Origin of the sequence: Mesorhizobium qingshengii (assembly GCF_027563465.1) — a bacterium.
Classification (GTDB): Bacteria; Pseudomonadota; Alphaproteobacteria; order Rhizobiales; family Rhizobiaceae; genus Mesorhizobium; species Mesorhizobium qingshengii_A.
Genome location: NZ_JAPFQA010000005.1, coordinates 20498 through 41615 on the forward strand (window position 1 = coordinate 20498; position 21118 = coordinate 41615).

Here is a 21118-nt window from a genome sequence, read left to right on the forward strand (position 1 = left end):
CGGAAAAGATCATGCTCAAACGAACAGATGGAGCCTCATCCCGATTCCATCGCGATGAAACGGGCTCTAGCTTTCGTCCTCGGTGCGAGCCGCTGTCTGTCCCGCCGCCTTGCGGCGCAGCATCTTGGTCAGCTTCCAGACCGTCGGGCTGTTCTTGATGAAGGCTTTCAGCCGCGCACCTTGCCGGAGCGTCAGCGCCAGCGCGCGGGCCTTCAGGGTCAAGGGAAACAGCACTTCGAAATGCTGGGTTTCGATATCGCACCACAGCCGCTTGTAGGGCTCGTCGCCGACGGAGAAATCGTAGACCTCGAAACCGGTCTCGCAGGCTTCCTGGATGTTGTCGAAGAACAGGAAGTCGCCCGGGCTGGTGTGGCCGAGATCGTCCTCGGCGATCGCCCCGAACTCGCAGATCAGGCGCTTGCCCGAACGGCTTGAGCCTGTGATGGCACGCAGCTTGCCGGCGACCTCGAGCCCGTGCAGCACGAAGAAAGGCTTGTCCTCGGCAAGCGCTTGCGTGAACAGCACGCGGAAGAAGCCACGCACTTGCTCGTCGGCGAAGACGTTGGTGATGCCCATCTTGCGGAAGCGGAACTCCTTCATCTCGAAGAAGGCGTCGAGCAGCCTGTTCACCTCGTCCGGAGTGGTGGCCTCGATGCGGCGAAGGCTGCCGACGGCCTCGAACTTGCGCATCTGCGAGCGGTGCTTCTTGCGCTTGCGCTTGCCGCTGGCGCGCAACAGCAGCGCATCGAAGCCATCGGCGAGATTAACTGCCAGCGACAGATTGGGACTGGCAAAATGGTCAAACGAGGCGAGTGGATTGGCGACGCCATCGAGATCGGGCAGCAATCTTTCCAGTGCCAGGAGGTCGATGTCAGGACGTGCCTTGGCAATGGCGGTCAGCATCGATCGGATGGCCGGGATATCCGGCCTGGCCAGCCATTGCGGATCGACGGCGATGAAGTTGCCGTTGGCGTGGCGCCCACCCATGAAGCGGGCGACGCGGAACGGTCCGGTGCGGCTGACCTCCAGGGCCAGCGAGAAAACCGGCCTGCCTTCGGCGTTCAATGTCGCGACAAGCAGATCCGGTCCAAGCTGCCCAGCCCAGTTCAGGACCCAGGCAGCACTCTGCGCCGGCGCAAACAGCGCCGAGCGGCAGAACTCGGCATAGGCCGCGAGGCCCTCGGCGGATGCCACGGATGTCGACGGCCCGGCCTGGTCCCGCGGCAAGGCGCGGGGCGACGCCTCGGTCGCCGCGAGCCGATTGCCGTCAAATGACGCTGTTGCGTCAACCATACCTCAATCCTTAGGGCGTATTGATCGCGATTTGGGGGTTCGCGTAGGCGCATTCCGTGCTTGGATCAGCCTAGGCGCAAAAGGTGAATGAATGATCGACGGAGGCGAGGCAATCCGGAAACTGGCGCTGAACGTCGCCCGCTATTCCGGTCTCGCACCGCTGGCCAAGCCGTTCATCGGCGGCATTGGCGCCATCCTGATGCTGCACCGCGTCACCGCGACGCCGGAAAAGCCTGACAGCGTCAACCGGCATCTGAATATCGCGCCCGGCTTCCTTGACGCCGTGATCGCCGACATGAAGGCGAGCGGCTATGCCTTCGTCCCGATGGACGAAGCGGTTGAGCGCATCAAGGCAGGCGGCAAGGGCGGTCAGTTTGCCACCATCACCGCCGATGATGCCTATCGTGACAACATGACCGAGGCGTTGCCGGTGCTGGAAAAGCATGGCGCGCCGATCACCATATATGTTGCGCCCGGACTGATCAGCGGCACCGCCGATCTGTGGTGGGAGGTGGTCGAGGACATCGTCAATGCAGGCACCCGGCTGACCTTGAATACGCCAGGGGGCCCATTGACGATCGATTGTTCGACCCCGGCCAAAAAGCTTCAGGCCAACGCACGCCTTCACGCCCACCTCACCTCAGAAGTCCGCGAGGAGGACCTGCGGGCCGTGCTGCGTGACCTGGCGGACGCAACAGGCGTCGACGCTGACGGCCCGCGTCTGCGGACACTGATGAACTGGGATGAAATCCGCGGCATGGCCGCGCATCCGCTGGTGACGATCGGCGCCCATACGATCAACCACAGCAATCTGAAGCGGCTTTCCGAAGCCGATGCTCGGCACGAGATCGGCGCCGTGCGCGGCCTGTTGCAGGCTGAACTGGGCGAAGAACCGCGCCATTTCGCTTATCCCTATGGCTATGCCAGCGCGGTGGGCTGCCGCGAAGTGGGGTTCGCCCGCGACGCCGGCTATATCTCCGCCGTGACGACGCGCCACGGTGTGCTGCGCGCCGAACATGCCGGCTTCCTGCACGCCTTGCCGCGTATTTCAATCAACGGCCGCTACCAGAGCCTCGCCCACATCCGCACCATGCTGTCGGGCGTGACGACGCCGCTCGCCAACGCCGGCAAGATGCTTGTCACCATCTGACCACAACTGGCCGAGGTGCGGTTCAGCGCTTGGTCCGTGGTTCCAGCATCAGCCACTTGATGATGCCCATCGCCGGCAGCACCCAAAGCAGGCCGCTCAGCAGGAAGAACAGGAAGTGCACCCACGGCCCCGACTCCGACAGTCGGGCGACCGCGAAGATCGATGCGAGCAGCGCATAGATGATGACCAGCGCCACCAGCAGAAACGTTCCGATCAGCTTTTTCAGGCGCACGGGCATGGATGGCCTCCTGGTCGAGCCTGTCGGGAACCCGGACAGGGATCCCGGCGAGCTCAGGGTGTTGGCTTCGCATAGGCCTTGACGCGAAGCGGTGCAACCCGGCAGACGCGGCGCGACGGCGTGCCGCGCCGCCCGGTCTTGCCAGCACCGGTGCGATGGTCCACCAATCCGGGAAACCAACATGCCGGGACAAGACCATGGCTGCCATATCAGCTGCCGCGCCATTCGTGGCCCGCGACCGCGACCTGTACAACCGGGCGCTGGTGCGCGGCTGGCTTTATGTCGTGCTTCTGGTGCTGTTCGCGCTGGTGCTGGTCGGCGGCGCCACAAGGCTCACCGATTCCGGTCTCTCGATCACCGAGTGGAAGCCGATCCACGGCGTGATACCGCCACTCAACGATGCCGAGTGGCAAGAGGAATTCCAGCTCTACCAGCAGATCCCGCAATATGCCGAGCTCAACAAGGGCATGAGCATCGAGGCGTTCAAGTCGATTTTCTGGTGGGAATGGGCGCATCGTATCCTGGCGCGCAGCGTCGGCCTGGTCTTTGCCTTGCCGCTGCTGTTCTTCTGGGCAACGCGCCGCATCGAACGCGGCCTGGGGCCGAAACTTGCGGGCATTCTCCTCCTTGGCGGCCTGCAGGGCGCCATCGGCTGGTGGATGGTGGCCTCCGGGCTGGTCGACCGCGTTTCGGTCAGCCAGTACCGGCTGGCGACCCATCTGACGCTGGCCGCGCTGATCTTCACCGCGACCATGGTCGTTGCACGCGGGTTGGCGCCGCATTCCGAACCCGCCGCCGATCGTTCGACGCAGAGGCTGGCCGGCTTCATCGTGCTTCTGGCGCTGATCCAGATCTATCTCGGCGGTCTGGTGGCCGGGCTCGACGCCGGCCTGAGCTACAACACTTGGCCGCTGATGGACGGCAAGCTGATACCTGGTGATCTGCTGATCATCGAGCCGGCGTGGCGCAATTTCTTCGAAAGCCCGAAGACGGTGCAGTTCGTCCATCGCCTCGGTGCCTACACGGTTTTCGCCGTCGCGCTCTGGCACATGATCGCAACGCGGATGCGCCTGTCGGGCTCGACCCACGCCCGCCGCGCGACGCTGCTGTTCCTGCTGGTGCTGGTCCAGGCCTCGATCGGCATCGGCACGCTGCTGATGCAGGTGCCGCTGCATATGGCGCTGACCCATCAGGGTTTTGCGCTTGTCGTGCTGGGTTTTGCCGCCGCGCATTGGCGCGGCACCAAGGGTGCCTATCCCTTGCCGCACGAAATCGCGCTCAGGAACTGATCCGAAGCCGAGCGCTCGGTCACATCCAAAAGGCGTTGGACTGCGTGGTTTTCTCACCGTCGAATTCCGCCTGGCGCAAAGCGGCGGCGGATGTCGTCGACTGGCTCTGAGCGGCCTTGGCAGCTTTCTCGGCGTCTGCGGCCCTGAGCGCGTCAAGTTTAGCCTGGGCGGTCGCGATATCCTGCTGCACCTGGGCGGCTTGAACCTGATCCTTGATCGCCTTGGCCTGGTCTTCCAGATTCTGGATCTGCTTTTCGAGCGCGGCCTCCTGGGCTGCGTTGCTCGACGAGGCGGACGAGGAATATTGGGTTGCCGAGGAACCCGAGATCGCGCTGACCATGACAAATCCTTGAGCGAAGCCAGGATACGTCAGTAGCCCATCATGGTGAACAAGCGGTTACGACCGCCCATGAACCATCCTCGCGCCGCACCTTCCAGGTCCCGGCTCGAAAGGGTTTCAGCAATGAGTCCGGGCGCACTGATTTTCCAGCACGCCGGAAATACCGCTGCGTCCATCAGAGACCGAGCATCAGGTCCATGTTCTGGACGGCGGCACCCGACGCACCCTTGCCGAGATTGTCGTAGACGGCCAGCAGCAGCGCCTGCGCGCGTTTGTCGTTGGCGAAGACGTAGACCCTCATCCGGTTGGTGCCGTTGTAGATCTCCGGATCGATCTCCGGCATGCGCTCCAGATGCACATAGGGTGCCACCTCGACCACGCCGCCCTTGATACCGGCGAAATGGTCGGCAATGGCGGCATGAAGCTCGGCGCCGGTCGGCACATGGTCGAGGCCGCCAAGCTGCAGCGGCACCACCGTGATCATGCCTTGCGCGAAATTGCCGACCGCCGGCTGCATGATCGGGTCATGCGACAGCCTGGCATAGGTCCTCAGCTCCGGCACATGCTTATGCTGCAGGGTGAGGCCATAGGGCAGGAATTCCGGAGCGTCCTCGCCTTTGGCGACATAGTCCTCGATCATCGGCCGTCCGCCGCCCGAATAGCCCGAAATGCCGTTGACCGTGATCGGGAAATCCGCCGGCAACAGGCCGGCGGCAACCAGTGGCCGCAATGTCGCGATCGGGCCCTGCGGCCAGCAGCCGGGGTTGGCGACGCGCTTCGCCGAGGCGATCGTCCTGGCCTGTTCCTTGTCCATTTCGGCAAAGCCATACGCCCAGCCTTCGGCCACGCGATGCGCCGTCGACGCATCGATGACCTTGGTGGTGTCGTTGGCGATCAGCGAGACGCTTTCCTTCGCCGCATCGTCCGGCAGGCAAAGGATCGCGATATCGGCGGCATTGAGGAACTCTGCCCGCGCCGCCGTTTCCTTGCGGCGCTCGGCAGGAATGGAAATGATCTCCAGATCGCCGCGCTCGGCAAGCAGCGCCCGAATCTGCAGGCCGGTGGTGCCGTGCTCGCCGTCGATGAAGATTTTCGGTTTCATTGCCTGATCAAATTCCCTGATATTTCAAGACTATATGCCCTGACCGTGATTCACTGCGGCACCGTTGTGATTGCCGTTGTTGTTCAGCTCTTCAAGCCGGGCCTTTCGCTCCGCCAGCAGACCGAGATACTGCATGGCCACCATCGAGCCCGCGATCGCCGTTATATCGGCGTGATCATAGGCCGGCGCAACCTCCACGACATCGGCGCCGACAATATCGACCTGGTTGAGCTGGCGCAGCGTCGACAGGATCTTCGCCGAGGACGGCCCGCCCGCAACCGGCGTGCCGGTGCCGGGCGCATAGGCCGGATCGAGGCAGTCGATGTCGAAGGTGAGATAGGTCTTCTTGCCGCCAGTGCGGTCGACGATGGCGTAGGCGATGTCGGACGCCCGCATCTCCTCGATCTCGTGGCCGTAGAGGATCTTGATGCCGAATGTGTCAGGCGCATGGGTGCGAATGCCGATCTGGATCGAGCGGTCTGGATCGATGATGCCTTCTTTCACGGCGCGGCCGACGAAGGATCCATGGTCGATGCGCTTGCCATCGTCCGGCCAGGTATCCTGGTGGGCATCGAACTGCACCAAAGCGAGCGGACCGTGGATGGCGGCATGCGCCTTGAGCAGCGGCCAGGTCACGAAATGGTCGCCGCCTAGCGTCAGCAGGAAGGCGCCCGACTTCAGGATCTTCGTCGCCTCGCGTTCGATCGTCCCTGGCGTCTTCTGGTGGTTGCCCGAGTCGAGCAGGCAATCGCCATAGTCGACCACCGCCAGATGCTCGAACAGGTCGCGTGAAAACGGGTATTGCGGGTCGTTGTCGAGGATCGCCGAGGCGCGGCGAATCGCTTGCGGCCCGAAACGCGCGCCGGGCCGGTTGGTGACGGCGGCGTCGAACGGAATGCCCCATACCACCGCGTCCGCGCCCTTCACGTCCTTCGTGTATTTGCGCCGCATGAACGACAGCGCGCCGGAATAGGTCGGCTCGAGGGCGCCGCCCGTTTTGGAACGGGCGGTGAAGGCGTGGTCGATGTTCTTGTTCGCCATTACGGATCCTCGTTTTTCATCGGGGTGCAACAACTACAGAACCGGCACGGAAGATGCCAGTCACAGCTTGGCGAGACGAAATGGCGCCGCTCGAGTGCCGCGGCAAGACAGGATTTGTATCATCATGACGCAGACGGCGTTCCTCAATCCTTCTCGCGCCGTGGTGTCGGCCCACGCCGGCACGATCGCAGGCGAACGCTTCCTGGTTCTCGATTCGTGGCGCGGCATCTGCGCGCTTCTGGTGGCGCTGTTCCATTTTCCGACCGCTTCGATGGTTTCGCAAAGCGCCTTCATCGGTTCGTCCTACCTTTTTGTCGACTTCTTCTTCGTTCTTTCCGGTTTCGTCATCGCCAGCAGTTACGGCAATCGGCTGAACCAGCCGGAAGAGGCCGCTCGCTTCGCCCTGGTCCGTTTCGGCCGCATCTACCCGCTGCATCTCATCATGCTTGCCGCCTTTGCCGGTTTCGAGCTGCTGCGGCTGATGCTGCCGCAACTGCATGGCACCGGGGCTCCCCCCTTCACCGGCGGTTTCGACCTGAGGAGCCTGCTTGCCAATCTGCTTCTGCTGCAAGGCGTCGGCTTCGAGGATCGACTGACCTGGAATGCGCCAAGCTGGAGCATTTCGGCGGAGTTCTTCGCCTATCTCCTGTTCGCGGGCGTGGTCTTCGTCGCCGGCGCGCGCGCCTGGGTATGGTTCGTCGCCGCTGCGGTCACCGCGCCGCTGTTCCTGCTCGGATTTTCGACCCATCATATGGATGTGTCCTATGATTTCGGCTTCATCCGCTGCCTGTATGGCTTCTCGCTGGGTGCCTTGCTGGCCTGGTTTCAGCATGATTCCATTGCAGCGGCGCGACAGGCTCTCGCCAGGGGTGGCCCGCGCCTGGCCTGGAGCCTTGCCGAGATCGTCATGGTGGCGGTCATCGCGCTTTTTGTCTCGTTGGCGGGCAACAGTGATTTCGGCATCGCCGCGCCCCTGGTGTTCGCGCTGGCGCTGTTTCTCTTTGCTCATGAAGGCGGCTGGATTTCTGCCTTGCTGAGGACGCCCTTCATGCTGACGCTCGGCGCGCTGTCCTACTCGATCTACATGGTCCACATCTTCGTCCAGGCGCGCCTGATCAACGTTGCCGGGCTCGTCGAGCGCAAGCTCGGCCTGGGCCTCGTCGGCGACATCGTGCTGCGCGGCGATCCGGCGACAGGCTTCGGTACCGGCTGGGTTGGCACCGTGGCGATCCTCGTCATGCTCGTCGCCACCATCGTCGTCTCCTGGATCACTTGGCGCTTTGTTGAAATGCCGGCGATGGCATGGTTCCGCCGGCTCTCGAAACGCATCTGACGCCCTCTGCTTGCGAAGCCGCTAGCCGGCTTCGTTCACCTGGATGTCATGGGCATCGCCTATCCCCGGCTTCGATCCGGCAAGGAGCGATTCTCGATGCGGACGATCTGGCTGAGCCTTCTGCTTTCTTCGGCCCTCGCTGCCGCCTCCGCTCAGGCTCTGGCCGGCGAAAGCCGCACCAGGCAAATTCTCGACCGCTTCGAACATGCCAATCAGTGCCGTGACCACATCATGGTGGCCGCGCATCGCGCCGGCAGCATGCAGGCCGGCAAGACGCTCTATGCGGAAAACTCGCTTGCCGCCGTCGAAGGCTCGATCACCATGGGCGCCGAGATTGTCGAGGTCGATATCAGGCGCTCGAAGGACAATGAATTCGTTGTCATGCATGACAGCTGGCTCGACCGCACCACGACCTGCAAGGGCGAGGTGGTGAAGTACACGCTGGCCGAACTCAGGGCATGTCGGCTGGTGGTCGAGGGCACCCACGCCGTCACCGACGAGAGGGTCTCGACGCTGCGCGAAATGCTGCTGGCGACCAGGGACCGGATCCTCATCAATCTCGACAACAAGCTCGAAGTCGGCGACCTCCCGGGCATGATCGCGGTGGCGCGCGATCTGGGCATGGCCGACCAGGTCATCGTCAAGGAGAACCTCTGGAACCAGAACCGGATCACCACCGTGAAGGCGGCCATGGCCGCGATCGGTGGCGGCGTCCAGTTCATGCCGATCATCGCCGACGACGTGGTGCATGATGCCGGTTTCGCCGAGACGGTCGATCATGCTTTTGCGCCGCGCGCGATCGAATTGATCAACTGGCGGGCCGGGGCCGAGACGCTGACGCAAACCGGCGGACCGCTGTTCAGCACGCGCATGCGCGCGGCGGCGGTACGGGGCAACTGGCACATCTGGGCCGACACCTACGCCATCGTCAACAAGCCGGGCGGTTTCCTCGCCGGCGGCCGTGGCGACGAATTGGCGGTCCAGGCCAGCCTGCCGCGCGAAAGCTGGGGGTTCTGGGTCGATCGCGGCGCCACCATCATTCAGACCGACGAGCCGAAGGCGGCCATCGACTGGCTGGCGGCGAACGGTTATCGCGTGCCTTATGCCGGGACGGGCGAACGCCTCGAACCTGCCGCGACCGCCAGCATCAATTGAGCCAGAGCTACGAGCGCATGGTGCTGCTGTTCAACGGCGACGATCCGGACGCACTTGCCTTGGCCCGCAGCACCTGGACGGATTGCAAGACGCGCGGATTTGAGGTCACCTATTGGCAGGCCGACGAACGGGGCCGGTGGCAGCGGCGGAATTAGCGGTCGTTTGCAACGACCGGCCCGCGTGCGGGCATCTACACGTTCACGTCCGGCCGCCTGTCCTCGATCGAGGGCACGCCGGTTGCACCGAAGCCGGCCAAGCCGAAGGCGAAGAAGAAAGCGGCGACGTAAGGCGCCGCACGCATTAAGCGGCCTTTCGCCCCTTGATCGCCGTCGACCAGGCGTGAACCGTGATCGCTCCCGTGGCGTTTGCCGGCAGTCTGTCCTTTAGTCGGCGTTGCAGCTCCGCGCTCTCCGCATCCGACAGCTTCCCGACGATTCCGCTCGGGCTGCTCACGACCATGGATAGCCAATAATCGTCGAAGTCAGCGAAGGTGCGTTCGACGACAAGCTCGCGCGTCTCGACATCGCGGATGCCGAGCTCCGCCCAAAGCGCCTTCAGCGCCGCGAAACGCGAGACCTCCGCGCTCGGGGGACGTGCGGCCGGTTTGCCCATCGCGTCCATCTCCTCCCACAAATGCTGCGTAGGGGTGCCGCCGCGCATGACGTCCCAGGTGTAGGACGCGACGATGCCGCCGGGCTTGGTGACGCGGAGCATTTCCGCGGCGCCCTTGCGCGGGTCGGGGACGAAGAACAGCACCAGCGCCATCACCGCGACGTCGAAGCGGTTGGCGTCGTAGGGAAGGGCCATCGCATCGCCAATCGACAGCTCGACCTGCTTTGCCGAGATTTTTTGCCGAGCAGTCGCAATCTGCGCGTCGGAGGGATCGATCGCGCAAACGGACGAAGGGGCGGACTTCGCTAGAATGAGCTCGGTGAACGCGCCGTTGCCGGCACCGACATCAACCCAGGCCCGTCCGGAGTCCGGCGCCAGCCAGTCGAGGAACAAAGCCCCGGCGGATCGGCTCCAGGGAGCCATGAAGCGCTCGTAAGCCGCGCCGTCGGTGAATTTGATCGGTTCGGGTGACGACATCTGAGATCTCCCCCTAGAATTACCTATCCAGATATCCTTTGGACCGAAAAGGCCGGTCCCTGTTTCGTAGCATGGTGCCGCGCCGCGCGCGACGGGCCGCAGCAAATTTGCCGGGCCTGACACTTTCCGGATGTGCAACACGGCTTGCATCTATCGAATGCCGCGCCCGGACGGTTACAGTGTTGTCATACGCTATTGGGGAGGGGGCATGAGGCGGCGCGAATTGCCGGGAAGCCGCCGATCGACTGGGCCGGGTAGGCGCTTGTCGTGCTGACGCTGTTTTCGCTGACCGGCGCCTTCATCAAAACCGGCTCGTCGGGCTGGACTTCATTGCCGGTCATTGGCGGATTGATCCTGGCGGTGTTGGCTGGAAGCCTGTTCTTGCTGGTCGAAATGCTCACGCAAAAGGCCGCCCGGAGGCGGCCTTTCAAGATCGTTGGTCAGATGCTGCTGTCGCCGGGCGCCTGGCACCAGCGGACGCTGTGTCGTCAGCTTGAGGCGACGCTCGCTATGCTGTCCAACTCCCTGAGCACATCGTCCGAGAGCATGAGTTCGCCAACTGCGAGGTTCTCCCGCAGATGCGCGACCGACGACGTTCCTGGGATAAGCAGGATGTTGGGCGAACGGTGAAGCAACCAGGCGAGCGCGACCTGCATGGCGGTGGCGTCAAGGCGCTGCGCTACATCAGACAGCGTCGAAGACTGCAGCGGGTTGAAGCCGCCGAGCGGGAAGAACGGCACGTAGGCGATGCCATGACGGGCAAGGTCGTCGATCAGGGCGTCGTCATCGCGATGCGCCAGATTGTACTGGTTCTGCACGCAGACGATCTCGGTGATCCCGCGTCCTTCCGCGATCTGCGCTGACGTCACGTTGCTCAAGCCGATATGCCTGATCAGGCCCTGCCGCTGAAGCTCGGCCAGCACGGTGAGCGGCGCTTCGATCGACCCTTCGGCGGGACCATGGGTGTCGAACATGATCCGCAGGTTGACCACGTCCAGTGCCTCGAGGCCGAGATTGTGCAGATTGTCGTGCACCGCCTGGGTCAGCGCTTCGGGAGAGAAAGCCGGCAGCCACGATCCATCCGTGCCGCGCCGGGCGCCGATCTTGGTGACGATCACGAGATCGTCCGGGTAGGGTGACAGCGCTTCGCGGATCAGCCGGTTGGTGATGTGCGGGCCATAGAAGTCGCTGGTGTCGATGTGGTCGACCCCTTGGACAACGGCCTCGCGCAGCACGGCCAGTGCCGCGTCATGGTCCCTGGGCGGCCCGAACACACCGGGCCCTGCTAGCTGCATGGCACCATAGCCAAGACGCTTTACGGTGCGGCTGCCGAGGGTGGATGTTTCGGCCTGATCGATATTGGACATGAGTGGTCTCCTTTGAGGAGGCGAAGATAGGCGCTGCTCAATCTCGGGATAATCAGGTACAATCCACACAGGCTGTGCGGAATGGCGAACAATGATGGACCTTGGCGATCTGAACGCGTTCGTGGCGGTGGCGCGCGCCGGGGGTTTTCGCGATGGCGCGCGTGCGAGCGGCGGCAGCGCCTCCGGCTTGAGTGAGGCGGTGCGACGCCTCGAGGCACAGCTCGGCGTCAGGCTGTTCAACCGCACGACGCGCAGCGTTGTCCCGACCGAGGCGGGCCTCAGCCTGCTGGGGCGGCTCGGCCCGGCTCTGTCGGAAGTGGAAGCGGCCCTTGACGTGTTGAATGGCTTTCGCGACAGGCCGGCGGGATCGTTGCGTCTCAATGTGCCAGTCAGCGCCGCGCGACTGATATTGCCCGACATCGTTCCGGGCTTCCTCGCCGCATATCCCGGCATCCGGCTGGAAGTGATCGCCGATGAGAACTTCGTCGACGTGCTGGCGGCCGGGTGCGACGCCGGCATCCGCTACGACGAGCGGCTGGAACAGGACATGATCGCGGTGCCGATCGGACCGCGCGTCCAGCATTTCGCCACTGCCGCCAGCCCTGCCTATCTCGATCGCCATGGGCGGCCTGAACACCCGAGCGACCTGCTCGGCCACGCTTGCCTGCGCGGCCGCTTTGCCAGCGGTTCGATGCTGCCGTGGGAATTCGAGCGCGACGGCGAGGTGGTGCGGGTCGATCCGACGGGGCCACTGATCGTGCGGATCGGTGGGGCGACCGATCTTGCCGTCCATGCAGCCATCGCCGGCACCGGCATCATCGGCCTCTTCGAGGGCTGGCTTCGCCCTTACTTCGAAAACGGTGCCCTTGAGCCCGTGCTCGAACCATGGTGGCAGAGTTTTCCCGGACCGTTCCTCTATTATCCCGGTCGGCGCCTCGTGCCGGCCCCGCTACGTGCGTTCATCGACTTCATCAAGGCCGGTAGACCCTGAGATTTGTCGTCATTCGACGGGTGCGGCTGCTGTCTGGTGAGTTGCAAAAAGAAAGGCCGCCCGGAGGCGGCCTTTCGATTGTCTGAAGTTGCGTAGCGCTTAGCGCTTCGAGAACTGGAACGAGCGGCGGGCTTTCGCCTTGCCGTACTTCTTGCGCTCGACGACGCGGCTGTCGCGGGTCAGGAAGCCACCCTTCTTGAGCACGGCGCGCAGCGTCGGCTCGTAGTAGGTCAGCGCCTTGGAGATGCCGTGACGCACCGCGCCGGCCTGGCCGGAGAGGCCGCCGCCGACAACGGTGGCGACGATGTCGTACTGGCCCGAACGGTTGGCGGCGATGATCGGCTGATTGAGGATCATCTGCAGGACCGGACGCGCGAAATAGGTCGCGAATTCCTTGTCGTTGACGACGATCTTGCCGGAACCCGGCTTCACCCAGACGCGCGCGATGGCGTTCTTGCGCTTGCCGGTGGCATAGGCGCGGCCCGACTTGTCGAGCTTCTGGACATGGACGGGGGCCGCCGGCTGCGTGTTGGTGTTGCCGGTGGCGGCGCCCAGTTCTGCGAGCGAGGAAAGCTCAGCCATCTTATGCGACCTTCTTGTTCTTGGAATTCAGCTTGGCCACGTCGAGAACTTCGGGCTGCTGGGCGACATGCGGATGCTCGGCGCCTGCATAGACGCGCAGGTTCTTCATCTGGCGACGGCCGAGCGGGCCACGCGGGACCATGCGCTCAACGGCCTTCTCGACGACGCGCTCGGGGAAACGACCCTCGAGCAACTGGCGCGCGGTGCGCTCCTTGATGCCGCCGGGGTGGCCGGTGTGCCAGTAATAGACCTTGTCGGTGAACTTCTTGCCGGTGAACACCACCTTGTCGGCATTGATGACGATGACGTTGTCGCCGTCGTCGACATGCGGGGTGAAGGTCGGCTTGTGCTTGCCGCGAAGATGATTGGCGATGACAGTGGCGAGACGGCCGACGACGAGACCCTCGGCGTCGATCAGGATCCACTTCTTCACCACATCCGCAGGCTTCTGCGAAAAGGTTGTCATGGTTTTCTGCTTTCGGTTCGGACCTTCACGAGGAAGGCGTTTCTTGTTGCTTGGATTGGCGATGAGACGCTGTCCGTCGCCAATAACAAAACGGCGGCCTTTGCGGGCCGCTGCTTCGTGAGGGCTTATAGGCGAGGGCAGTTGCTGCGTCAAGGCGCGTAAAAAGTCTTGTAGCAGGAAAAACACAGCAAGAACAATGCCCTAAGCAAAAGGTATTATTTTACCACATCGCTATTTCGCTTCGGGGGAATCGAATAGGTGCCCGTTGCATGCGCGATCGTGTGCCCGTCCGGACCGGCGACGATGTCGATGTCGAACACCATCAGGCTCTTCCCCAGCTTCACAATACGGCAATGGCCGTCGATCGGTCCGGCCTCGGCCTTGCGGACGAAATTGATGTTGAGATTGGTGGTGACCGAGAGCGCATCCGGCCCGGCATGCGAAAGCACGCAGACATAGCCGCCGATGTCGGCGAGCGTGAACAGCGACGGGCCGGACACCGTGCCGCCGGGGCGCAGGTGCCGTTCGCCGGCATTGAGCCGCACAACGCAGCCGCCTGGGAACACGTCGATCGCCTCGTAATATTTGAACTGCTCATTGAGCTGCGGATAGACGGTTTCCATCAGAACATTGACTTGCGCCGCGGTCAGCACGGGCTTCAGATTGGTCTGGGCAGGCATGTCGGCCTCTCGTGTTGCACCAGCCTGTATGAGCGCAGCACGGCGTTTCTGGCAACAGCTCCGTCCCCTGGCGCAAGCGATGGAGTGTTGGATGAAACCCGATCCGGTATTAGATACTCTGCCAGCCCGAGCGGAATCGAGGAGACCTATCCATGGCCGAAATCCTTGCCATCAAGCCTGCTGCCGTTGACGGTCCGGTCGCCGCACGGTTGGACAAGGGCGTGCTGCGGCTGACACTTGCCAATCCACCCGCCAACGCCTTGTCGCTTTCCGTGATGGCGGCGCTGACGGCGGAACTCGACCGCGCCAGGGCCGACAAGGCCGTTCGCGTCATCGTGCTGTCGGCGGCCGGCAAGGTGTTCTGCGCCGGCCATGATCTCAAGGAAATGACTGCACGGCGCGCCGACGCCGATCGTGGCAAGGCCTTCTTCGAAGAGACGTTTGCGGCCTGCGCCGCCCTGATGCAGGCGATCGTGCGCCATCCCCTGCCTGTCATCGCCGAGGTCGACGGCCTGGCCACTGCCGCCGGACTGCAGCTGGTCGCCAGTTGCGACCTGGCGATCGCCTCGCATGAGGCGACCTTCTGCACGCCGGGCGTCAACATCGGCCTGTTCTGCTCGACGCCGATGGTGGCGCTGTCGCGCAATGTCTCGCGCAAGCATGCGATGGAGATGCTGTTGACCGGCGAGACGATCGATGCCGCAACCGCCAAGGAATTCGGACTGGTCAACCGCGTCGTGCCGCGCGAATATCTGAATCAGATTGTCACCAAATACGCGCAAACCATTGCTTCCAAATCCTCTTTGGTGGTGAAGACCGGCAAGGAAACTTTTTACGAACAGGTCGAAATGGGGCTGGCGGACGCCTATGCCCATACCGGCCGCGTCATGGTCGAGAACATGCTGGCGCGCGACGCGGAGGAAGGCATCGGTGCCTTCATCGGCAAGCGCAAGCCGGAGTGGACGGACGAGTAGTCGTGGAACCTCGCATCTCCATCATAACGATCGCGACCGACGATCTCGAGCGCGCGGTGCGCTTCTACGAGGCGATGGGCCTCATCCGTCATGCCGGCATCACCGACGGTGTCGCCTTCTTCCAGATGGGCGGCGCCATTCTCGGCCTGTTCCCGCGCGAAAGCGCCGAGGAGGATTCCGGCATCGCCTTCGCCAGGGCGCCGTCGGCGGTCTACCTCGCCTACAACACCCGCTCCGACGCGGAAGTCGACGAAGTGCTCGCCATGGCCCAGAAGGCCGGCGGCCGCATCGTCAAGCCGGCCGGCCGCGCCTTCTGGGGCGGCTGGTACGGCTACTTCGCCGACGCGGACGGGCATGTCTGGGAAGTGGCGCACAATCCGGCCTTTCCGATCGCCGAAGATGGCACGATTTCGTTGCCTCGGTAATGGCTTACCGCAGGCAGCTGACGCGGCTCAAGGCACCGTATCTCAAGCGCATCCTGCTCGACCCCGAGCGGGTGGCTGACTGGGAGAGATACCCCTGGAACCTGCCGCTGTTTCGCGGCCACGACTTCGAACTCGAATTCACCACGCCCATCACCATCGTCGTCGGCGAGAACGGCACCGGCAAGTCCACCTTGCTCGAGGCGATCGGCGCGTTGGCAGGCTACGACGAGGCCGGCGGCGGCAAGGGCTACAGGCCGGTCGATCATTCCGGCGCCATCGACAAGAGCGGTGCCGCACTGGCGAACACGTTGCGCGGCCACTGGTTGCCGAAGGTCACCGCCGGCTGGTTCTTTCGCGCCGAATCCTTCTATTCAGTCGCCCGTTATCTCGATCAGGCGGCGCTGGAAGATCCGTTCAGGCCACCACCGCCGGATTTCCTGTCCTGGTCGCATGGCGAGGGTTTTATCCGCTTCTTCGAGGAACGTTGCCGCAGGCAGGGCATCCATATCCTCGACGAGCCGGAGAGCGCGCTTTCTCCGTCGCGGCAGATCGAGCTGCTCAAGATGCTGCGGCGCATGGACCAGTCGGGCACCGCGCAGGTTATCATGGCGACGCACTCGCCGCTGCTGATGGCCTGTCCCGGCGCCCAACTGTTCCGCATCAGCCGGTTCGGGCTCGAGCCTGCCGATTTTCGCGACACCGACCACTTCCGCATGATGCGCGATTTCAGCAATGACCCGGATGGTTTTCTGGCCGAGGCGTTGTATGAGGACAAGGCATGAATCACGACAGCTACGACAACGCCTACATTGCCGGCATCCTCAATTCGGTGAAGACCATCGCCATGGTCGGCGCATCCGCCAACGATGTGCGACCGAGCTATTTCGTGCTGAAATACCTGCTGGCCAAGGGATTTTCGGTGTTCCCGATCAATCCCGGCCAGGCCGGCAAGGAAATCCTCGGCCAGATGACCTATGCAAGGCTTGCCGATATTCCGCAGCCAATCGACATGGTCGATATCTTCCGCGCGGCAACCGCGGTGCCTGGCGTTGTCGACGAGGTGTTGCGGCTCGATCCCTTGCCGAAAGTCATCTGGATGCAGCTTGGCGTGCGCCATGACGAAGCTGCCGCGCGCGCTGAAGCCGCAGGCATCAAGGTGGTGATGAACCGCTGTCCCAAGATCGAATATGGCAAACTGTCCGGCGAGATCGGCTGGACCGGCGTCAACTCCGGGGTGCTGTCGTCGAAGAAGCCGCTGATGCGCCCGGGATTCCAGAGTTTCGGCGTGCGTCAGAAATGATGCATGTCGCCAAACGGCGCGCAGCGATTTTTGGGATAACGAGATGCACCGGGAGGAAGGCCTAAGGCGCGCCGCATACATTCCTTCAAACTCGATAGGCCCCCGGCGCAAAATTATTCCCGCAAGCGCTGTATTTTCTTGCGCTTCGGTCGAAATTCCCGCACCGAAAGGTACTTTCTTCTTTGCATTCGCGCACGGGCTTCGCCAAGAATGCGCGGCTATTTTCAGAAGGTTCAAAGGGAGGTTTCAGTGACCCGCACGCCCGGTTTCAATACGCTCGCCGTCCATGCCGGTGCCAAGCCAGATCCGGCCACCGGCGCGCGCGCCACGCCGATCTACCAGACGACCTCCTTCGTCTTCGACGATGCCGATCACGCCGCCTCGTTGTTCGGGCTGAAGGCCTTCGGCAACATCTACACCCGCATCATGAACCCGACGCAGGCGGTGCTGGAAGAGCGTCTTGCCGCGCTGGAAGGTGGAACGGCCGCACTCGCGGTCGCGTCCGGCCACGCCGCGCAGGTGATCGTCTTCCACAATCTGATGCAGCCGGGCGACAATTTCGTCGCCGCCAACAAGCTCTATGGCGGTTCGATCAATCAGTTCGGCCACGCCTTCAAGAACTATGGCTGGGAAGTGCGCTGGGCCGACACCAATGACATCTCGACCTTCGAAAGCCAGATCGACGACAGGACCAAGGCGATCTTCATCGAGAGCCTCGCCAATCCGGGCGGCACCTTCGTCGACATCGAGAAGATCGGTGACATCGCGCGCAAGCATGGCCTGCCGCTGATCGTCGACAACACGCTGGCTTCGCCCTACCTGATCCGGCCGATCGAGCATGGCGCCGACATCGTCGTGCATTCGCTGACCAAGTTCATTGGCGGCCACGGCAATTCGATCGGCGGCGCCATCGTCGATGGCGGCACCTTCGACTGGTCGAAGTCGGGCAAATACCCGATGCTGTCGGAACCGCGCCCCGAATATGGCGGTCTCGTCCTGCATGAAACCTTCGGCAACTTCGCTTTCGCCATTGCCGCGCGTGTGCTCGGCCTGCGCGACCTCGGCCCGGCGATCTCGCCGTTCAACGCCTTCCTTATCCTGACCGGCCTGGAAACCTTGCCGTTGCGCATGCAGCGCCACTGCGACAATGCGGTGACCGTCGCCGGCTGGCTGTCCAATCACCCCAAGGTCGCCTGGGTGAACTATCCCGGCCTGCCGAGCGACAAGAACAACGCGCTGCAGAAGAAGTACTCGCCGCTGGGCGCCGGTGCCGTGTTCACCTTCGGCCTCAAGGGCGGCTACGAGGCCGGCGTCAAGTTCGTTGAGGCGCTCGAACTGTTCTCGCACCTCGCCAATGTCGGCGACACCAAGTCGCTGGTCATCCACCCGGCGTCGACGACCCACCGCCAGCTTTCCGACGAGCAGAAGGTCAAGGCCGGTGCGGGCCCGGACACCGTGCGGCTTTCCATCGGCATCGAGGACGTCAACGACATTGTCGCCGACCTTGAGCAGGCGCTTGCCAAGGTCTGATTGCCCATGGCCGCGTTTCTTTCCGTCGACACCAAAAGCGTCGAACCCGAATCTGGCGCGCCGGCGCCAGATCGGCTGATCTCCGGCGATCCCAAATTCCGCACCTGGAACGTCGAGGAGCGGGAAGGCGGCCTCTACGCCGGCATCTGGGAATCGACCCCTGGCAAATGGCGCATCGTCTATGACGAATGGGAATTCTGCCACATCCTGTCCGGCGTTTCGGTGATCGCGGAAGACGGCGGCGATGCCCGCACCGTTCGAGCCGGGGACAGTTTCGTGCTGAGGCCCGGCTTCAGGGGCAGCTGGGAAGTGCTTGAAACGACCCGCAAGGAGTATGTGATCAAGCTTTGATCACTTCGCCGGGAACTGGCTGAGACAAGCCTCCGACGCCTTGTCGTGGAAGGCCAGGACGTCGGCGTCCTGTGCGTCGATGTCCGCATCCGAGATTTCGTTGCGATAATACCGTGTCAGCAGATCAAGACCCGCCTGGCTGATGCCCTGGGTTGGCATTTCGCGGGCAAGGCAGCCGCAAAGGCCAAGCGCCCGGTCCGGTGAGCCAATCTTGTGGTTGGTGAGGATGAAATCCTGTGCCGGGCAGGCCTCGAGGAAGCTGTCGAAATGCAGCTTCTGCGGCGGCTGGTCGCCATGATTGAAATAGGCTTGGGGCCATTGGCTCTTGCCACTGGCGACATCGCAGCCGGTACCGACATCCTCGGCATTTTTCAGCAGCGCTTGCCAGGCGATCTCTTTCCCGCCCGTCGGATATTCGAAATTCTCGCCCAGCGACGCGGTGTACATGTCGAGATCGGCCTGCGTGAAGCTGGTCACCTGAAACCGGTTGAACTGGCATTGGCATGTGGCGCTCACCCGCTCCGCCTCGCCCTCTGCCGGTTGCTCGCTGGATTTGCTTTTCTCACAGGCCGCCAGAAAGGCGGCGCCGTCGAGCGATGAGGCTGGAAAGGTGGATGCGTCGACATAGCGCTTGCCGTCCCAGCCGATGGTCATCTGGTCGGACTGGATGTCGAGAAAGCCGTTCCGCTTGAAGGCGCTGAGTCCGATCTTGTCCTGCGGCACCAGTCGGGCCCCCGGAATGTCGGCGAGAACTTCGTGATAGCTGTCGCCTTCCAGGACGAACAGGAAGTTGCCGCAATTGGTGCCGTCACAGCCGGGTGCATAGCGATAGGCGAAGATCTCCGGAAAGCCGTCGAGGTTGAGATCGACCTCGACGGCAAAGGATGTCAGTGGCAGGCCCTTGGAGCCGGTCTGACGCTCCAGGAGAACCGTCGCCATTTTCTGGGCGATGGCCATGCTGTTTTCCCACGGGATGTTTTCGGGCTGTTGCTGGGCATGCGCCACCCCCAGGCATGCCCATGGCAATACCACTGCGAACGCCGTCGCCGGTCTTGAAAACAGTCTCATCCCGCAGCCCCAGCCCCGCGATCGTCAGAAGCCGACGGCGAGCGTTTCCAGCCCATGGAAGTGGTAAGTGTCGCGGAAGCGCGGCTGTTCGGCAAGATGGAGTCGCGGGTGCCGTCCGAACAAAGTTCTCAGCGACACCTGCAATTCGAGCCGGGCGAGCGGCGCACCGATGCAGAAATGGATGCCGGCGCCGAATGACACGTTCTTCTGGTCCGCACGATCCGGCCGGAAGGCGAGGGGTTCGGCGAAGGCGCGCGGGTCATGATTGGCCATGCCAAGCAGCAGGCCGATCGTCTGGCCCGGCTGCACGACGATGCCGGGCGCGATTTCGATCTCCTGATAGGCGTAGCGCGTGAACATGTGCAGCGGCGCGTCGAAACGCAGGCATTCCTCAACCGTTGCCGCGGTCGCTTCGGGCGAGATGAAGAAGCGGCGCGGGTCACCGCCTTGCGCGAGAATCGAGCGGACGGCGTTGCCCGTCTGATGCACCGTCGCTTCGTGGCCGGCATTGAGCAACAGGATCGCCGACGACACCAGCTCGTCCTCCGACAGTTTCTGGCCGTCCTGCTGCGCCGAGATCAGCAGCGACAGCAGGTCGTCGCCCGGGTTCTTGCGCCGTTCGGTGACATGGAAGCGCAGGAAATCGGTAAATTCGCCAGCGGCGCGGTTGGCCGTCTCCTCGGTCTCGCGCGTGCGGCCATGCATGTACATCGCCACCATCCGATGCGACCAGTCGAGCAATTGAGGCCCCATCTCGACCGGTACGCCGAGCATCTCGGCAATGATGGTGATCGGCAAGGGAGCCGCGAAGGCGGGCAACAGGTCGACGGCTTTGTCCGGTTCGAAACGGTCGATCAGCTCGTTGGCGAGGGCTTCGACACGTGGCCGCAGCCGTTCGATCTGACGCGAGACGAAGGCACGGTTGACCAGTGTTCTGAGCCGCGTGTGCACCGGCGGCTCCAGCTCCAGCATCGAGTTGGCTTCGATGCCGTCGAAGGCGCTCAGATGGCTGCGATCCTGGTCGATGCCGCGGCTGTCGGGAACGCCTGCCGGGTTCTGGCGGCCGAGGCGGCGGTCGCGCAACAGCCGGTTGACATCGTCGAAGCCGCCAAAGCACCAAAAGCCGAATTCTTCCCAGAAGAACGCATTCGATGCGCCGTGCAGGAAGCCATAGGCCTCATACGGGTTCTGGAAGAAGGCCTGTTCGTGCGGGTCAAGCCGCAGATGGCGGGTGGCTGGATCAAAGGCCAGGTAAGGTGGCGTCAATTTGGTCATGCCAGACCATTAGCGCGGCTTGCCAGCTTGGTGCCAGACCGTATGTTGGCGCCCGACACCCGATGAGTTGAGCCAGCCA

Annotated in this window: 24 protein-coding genes and 1 pseudogene; 12 read left to right on the forward strand and 13 right to left on the reverse strand. The window is 63.3% G+C overall.

Going from position 1 to position 21118, the window contains the following annotated elements; translation table 11 throughout:
• Positions 1–66 precede the first annotated feature (66 nt).
• On the reverse strand, positions 67–1293 hold the full coding sequence (locus OOJ09_RS13355; protein ID WP_269905670.1) for a GNAT family N-acetyltransferase: 1227 nt from the start codon (positions 1291–1293) through the stop codon (positions 67–69).
• A 91-nt stretch (positions 1294–1384) separates the two neighbouring features.
• Between OOJ09_RS13355 and OOJ09_RS13360 the strand changes: the two genes are divergently transcribed.
• Positions 1385–2443, forward strand: coding sequence for a polysaccharide deacetylase family protein (locus OOJ09_RS13360; protein WP_269905671.1), 1059 nt, complete (start codon positions 1385–1387; stop codon positions 2441–2443).
• A 22-nt stretch (positions 2444–2465) separates the two neighbouring features.
• Here OOJ09_RS13360 and OOJ09_RS13365 read toward each other — a convergent pair whose 3' ends face one another.
• On the reverse strand, positions 2466–2681 hold the full coding sequence (locus OOJ09_RS13365) for a DUF2842 domain-containing protein (protein ID WP_269905672.1): 216 nt from the start codon (positions 2679–2681) through the stop codon (positions 2466–2468).
• A 197-nt stretch (positions 2682–2878) separates the two neighbouring features.
• Here OOJ09_RS13365 and OOJ09_RS13370 point away from each other — a divergent pair, with 197 nt between their 5' ends.
• Positions 2879–3970 (forward strand): COX15/CtaA family protein, encoded by a 1092-nt coding sequence (locus OOJ09_RS13370; protein ID WP_269905673.1) that lies wholly within the window; start codon positions 2879–2881, stop codon positions 3968–3970.
• Positions 3971–3989: 19 nt separating this feature from the next.
• Here the strand turns inward: OOJ09_RS13370 and OOJ09_RS13375 are convergent, their stop codons facing one another.
• The 3 genes from OOJ09_RS13375 to speB all read right to left on the reverse strand — a co-directional run bounded on the left by OOJ09_RS13375 (position 3990) and on the right by speB (position 6453).
• Positions 3990–4310: a hypothetical protein gene (locus tag OOJ09_RS13375; protein ID WP_269905674.1), complete on the reverse strand. Its 321-nt coding sequence runs from the start codon at positions 4308–4310 to the stop codon at positions 3990–3992.
• Between the two features lie 175 nt (positions 4311–4485).
• Positions 4486–5412, reverse strand: coding sequence for an N-acetyl-gamma-glutamyl-phosphate reductase (gene argC, locus OOJ09_RS13380; RefSeq protein ID WP_269905675.1), 927 nt, complete (start codon positions 5410–5412; stop codon positions 4486–4488).
• Between the two features lie 30 nt (positions 5413–5442).
• Complete coding sequence (gene speB, locus OOJ09_RS13385) at positions 5443–6453, reverse strand: agmatinase (RefSeq protein WP_269905676.1); 1011 nt, start codon at positions 6451–6453, stop codon at positions 5443–5445.
• A gap of 124 nt (positions 6454–6577) precedes the next feature.
• Here speB and OOJ09_RS13390 point away from each other — a divergent pair, with 124 nt between their 5' ends.
• The 3 genes and pseudogenes from OOJ09_RS13390 to OOJ09_RS13400 form a co-directional block, all read left to right on the forward strand.
• Positions 6578–7786 carry an acyltransferase family protein gene (locus tag OOJ09_RS13390; protein ID WP_269905677.1) on the forward strand — a complete coding sequence of 403 codons (1209 nt, stop codon included), beginning with the start codon at positions 6578–6580 and terminating at the stop codon, positions 7784–7786.
• A gap of 96 nt (positions 7787–7882) precedes the next feature.
• A complete protein-coding gene (locus tag OOJ09_RS13395; RefSeq protein ID WP_269905678.1) occupies positions 7883–8941 on the forward strand; it encodes a glycerophosphodiester phosphodiesterase family protein in 1059 nt (352 codons plus the stop codon).
• Positions 8941–9096: pseudogene (locus OOJ09_RS13400) on the forward strand (DNA polymerase III subunit chi); the annotation flags it as partial. The gene OOJ09_RS13395 and the pseudogene OOJ09_RS13400, both read left to right, overlap by 1 nt.
• 145 nt (positions 9097–9241) lie before the next feature.
• On the opposite strand, the gene OOJ09_RS13405 reads toward OOJ09_RS13400, so the two are convergent.
• From OOJ09_RS13405 to OOJ09_RS13415, 3 genes are all read right to left on the reverse strand, one after another.
• A complete protein-coding gene (locus OOJ09_RS13405; RefSeq protein ID WP_269905679.1) occupies positions 9242–9976 on the reverse strand; it encodes a class I SAM-dependent methyltransferase in 735 nt (244 codons plus the stop codon).
• Positions 9977–10215: 239 nt separating this feature from the next.
• Complete coding sequence (locus OOJ09_RS13410) at positions 10216–10371, reverse strand: hypothetical protein (protein ID WP_269905680.1); 156 nt, start codon at positions 10369–10371, stop codon at positions 10216–10218.
• Between the two features lie 147 nt (positions 10372–10518).
• Entirely contained in the window at positions 10519–11397 is an 879-nt protein-coding gene (locus tag OOJ09_RS13415; protein WP_269905681.1) for an aldo/keto reductase family oxidoreductase, read from the reverse strand.
• A 91-nt stretch (positions 11398–11488) separates the two neighbouring features.
• Between OOJ09_RS13415 and OOJ09_RS13420 the strand changes: the two genes are divergently transcribed.
• On the forward strand, positions 11489–12388 hold the full coding sequence (locus OOJ09_RS13420) for a LysR family transcriptional regulator (protein WP_269905682.1): 900 nt from the start codon (positions 11489–11491) through the stop codon (positions 12386–12388).
• A gap of 99 nt (positions 12389–12487) precedes the next feature.
• Here OOJ09_RS13420 and rpsI read toward each other — a convergent pair whose 3' ends face one another.
• From rpsI to OOJ09_RS13435, 3 genes are all read right to left on the reverse strand, one after another.
• Positions 12488–12970 (reverse strand): 30S ribosomal protein S9, encoded by a 483-nt coding sequence (gene rpsI, locus OOJ09_RS13425; protein ID WP_091578186.1) that lies wholly within the window; start codon positions 12968–12970, stop codon positions 12488–12490.
• Position 12971: 1 nt separating this feature from the next.
• Positions 12972–13436, reverse strand: a complete 465-nt coding sequence (gene rplM / locus OOJ09_RS13430) for a 50S ribosomal protein L13 (protein ID WP_010915638.1) — start codon at positions 13434–13436, stop codon at positions 12972–12974.
• 215 nt (positions 13437–13651) lie between these two features.
• A complete protein-coding gene (locus OOJ09_RS13435; RefSeq protein ID WP_269905683.1) occupies positions 13652–14116 on the reverse strand; it encodes a PaaI family thioesterase in 465 nt (154 codons plus the stop codon).
• A gap of 152 nt (positions 14117–14268) precedes the next feature.
• Here OOJ09_RS13435 and OOJ09_RS13440 point away from each other — a divergent pair, with 152 nt between their 5' ends.
• From OOJ09_RS13440 to OOJ09_RS13465, 6 genes are all read left to right on the forward strand, one after another.
• Positions 14269–15090: an enoyl-CoA hydratase gene (locus tag OOJ09_RS13440; RefSeq protein WP_269905684.1), complete on the forward strand. Its 822-nt coding sequence runs from the start codon at positions 14269–14271 to the stop codon at positions 15088–15090.
• A 2-nt stretch (positions 15091–15092) separates the two neighbouring features.
• Positions 15093–15515 (forward strand): VOC family protein, encoded by a 423-nt coding sequence (locus OOJ09_RS13445; RefSeq protein WP_269905685.1) that lies wholly within the window; start codon positions 15093–15095, stop codon positions 15513–15515.
• Positions 15515–16297 carry an AAA family ATPase gene (locus OOJ09_RS13450; RefSeq protein ID WP_269905686.1) on the forward strand — a complete coding sequence of 261 codons (783 nt, stop codon included), beginning with the start codon at positions 15515–15517 and terminating at the stop codon, positions 16295–16297. Before OOJ09_RS13445 ends, OOJ09_RS13450 begins: the two co-directional genes overlap by 1 nt.
• Positions 16294–16815 carry a CoA-binding protein gene (locus OOJ09_RS13455; protein ID WP_269905687.1) on the forward strand — a complete coding sequence of 174 codons (522 nt, stop codon included), beginning with the start codon at positions 16294–16296 and terminating at the stop codon, positions 16813–16815. The genes OOJ09_RS13450 and OOJ09_RS13455 overlap by 4 nt, the downstream gene beginning before the upstream one ends.
• A 249-nt stretch (positions 16816–17064) precedes the next feature.
• Positions 17065–18345: an O-acetylhomoserine aminocarboxypropyltransferase gene (locus OOJ09_RS13460; RefSeq protein ID WP_269905688.1), complete on the forward strand. Its 1281-nt coding sequence runs from the start codon at positions 17065–17067 to the stop codon at positions 18343–18345.
• Positions 18346–18351: 6 nt separating this feature from the next.
• On the forward strand, positions 18352–18696 hold the full coding sequence (locus OOJ09_RS13465; protein ID WP_256750831.1) for a cupin domain-containing protein: 345 nt from the start codon (positions 18352–18354) through the stop codon (positions 18694–18696).
• Here OOJ09_RS13465 and OOJ09_RS13470 read toward each other — a convergent pair whose 3' ends face one another.
• Together OOJ09_RS13470 and OOJ09_RS13475 are read right to left on the reverse strand one after the other, a co-directional pair.
• The gene (locus tag OOJ09_RS13470) at positions 18697–19653 is read right to left on the reverse strand and encodes a hypothetical protein (RefSeq protein ID WP_269905689.1); all 957 of its coding nucleotides are present in this window, start codon (positions 19651–19653) and stop codon (positions 18697–18699) included.
• A 135-nt stretch (positions 19654–19788) separates the two neighbouring features.
• Positions 19789–21039: a cytochrome P450 gene (locus OOJ09_RS13475; protein ID WP_269905690.1), complete on the reverse strand. Its 1251-nt coding sequence runs from the start codon at positions 21037–21039 to the stop codon at positions 19789–19791.
• Positions 21040–21118 lie beyond the last annotated feature (79 nt).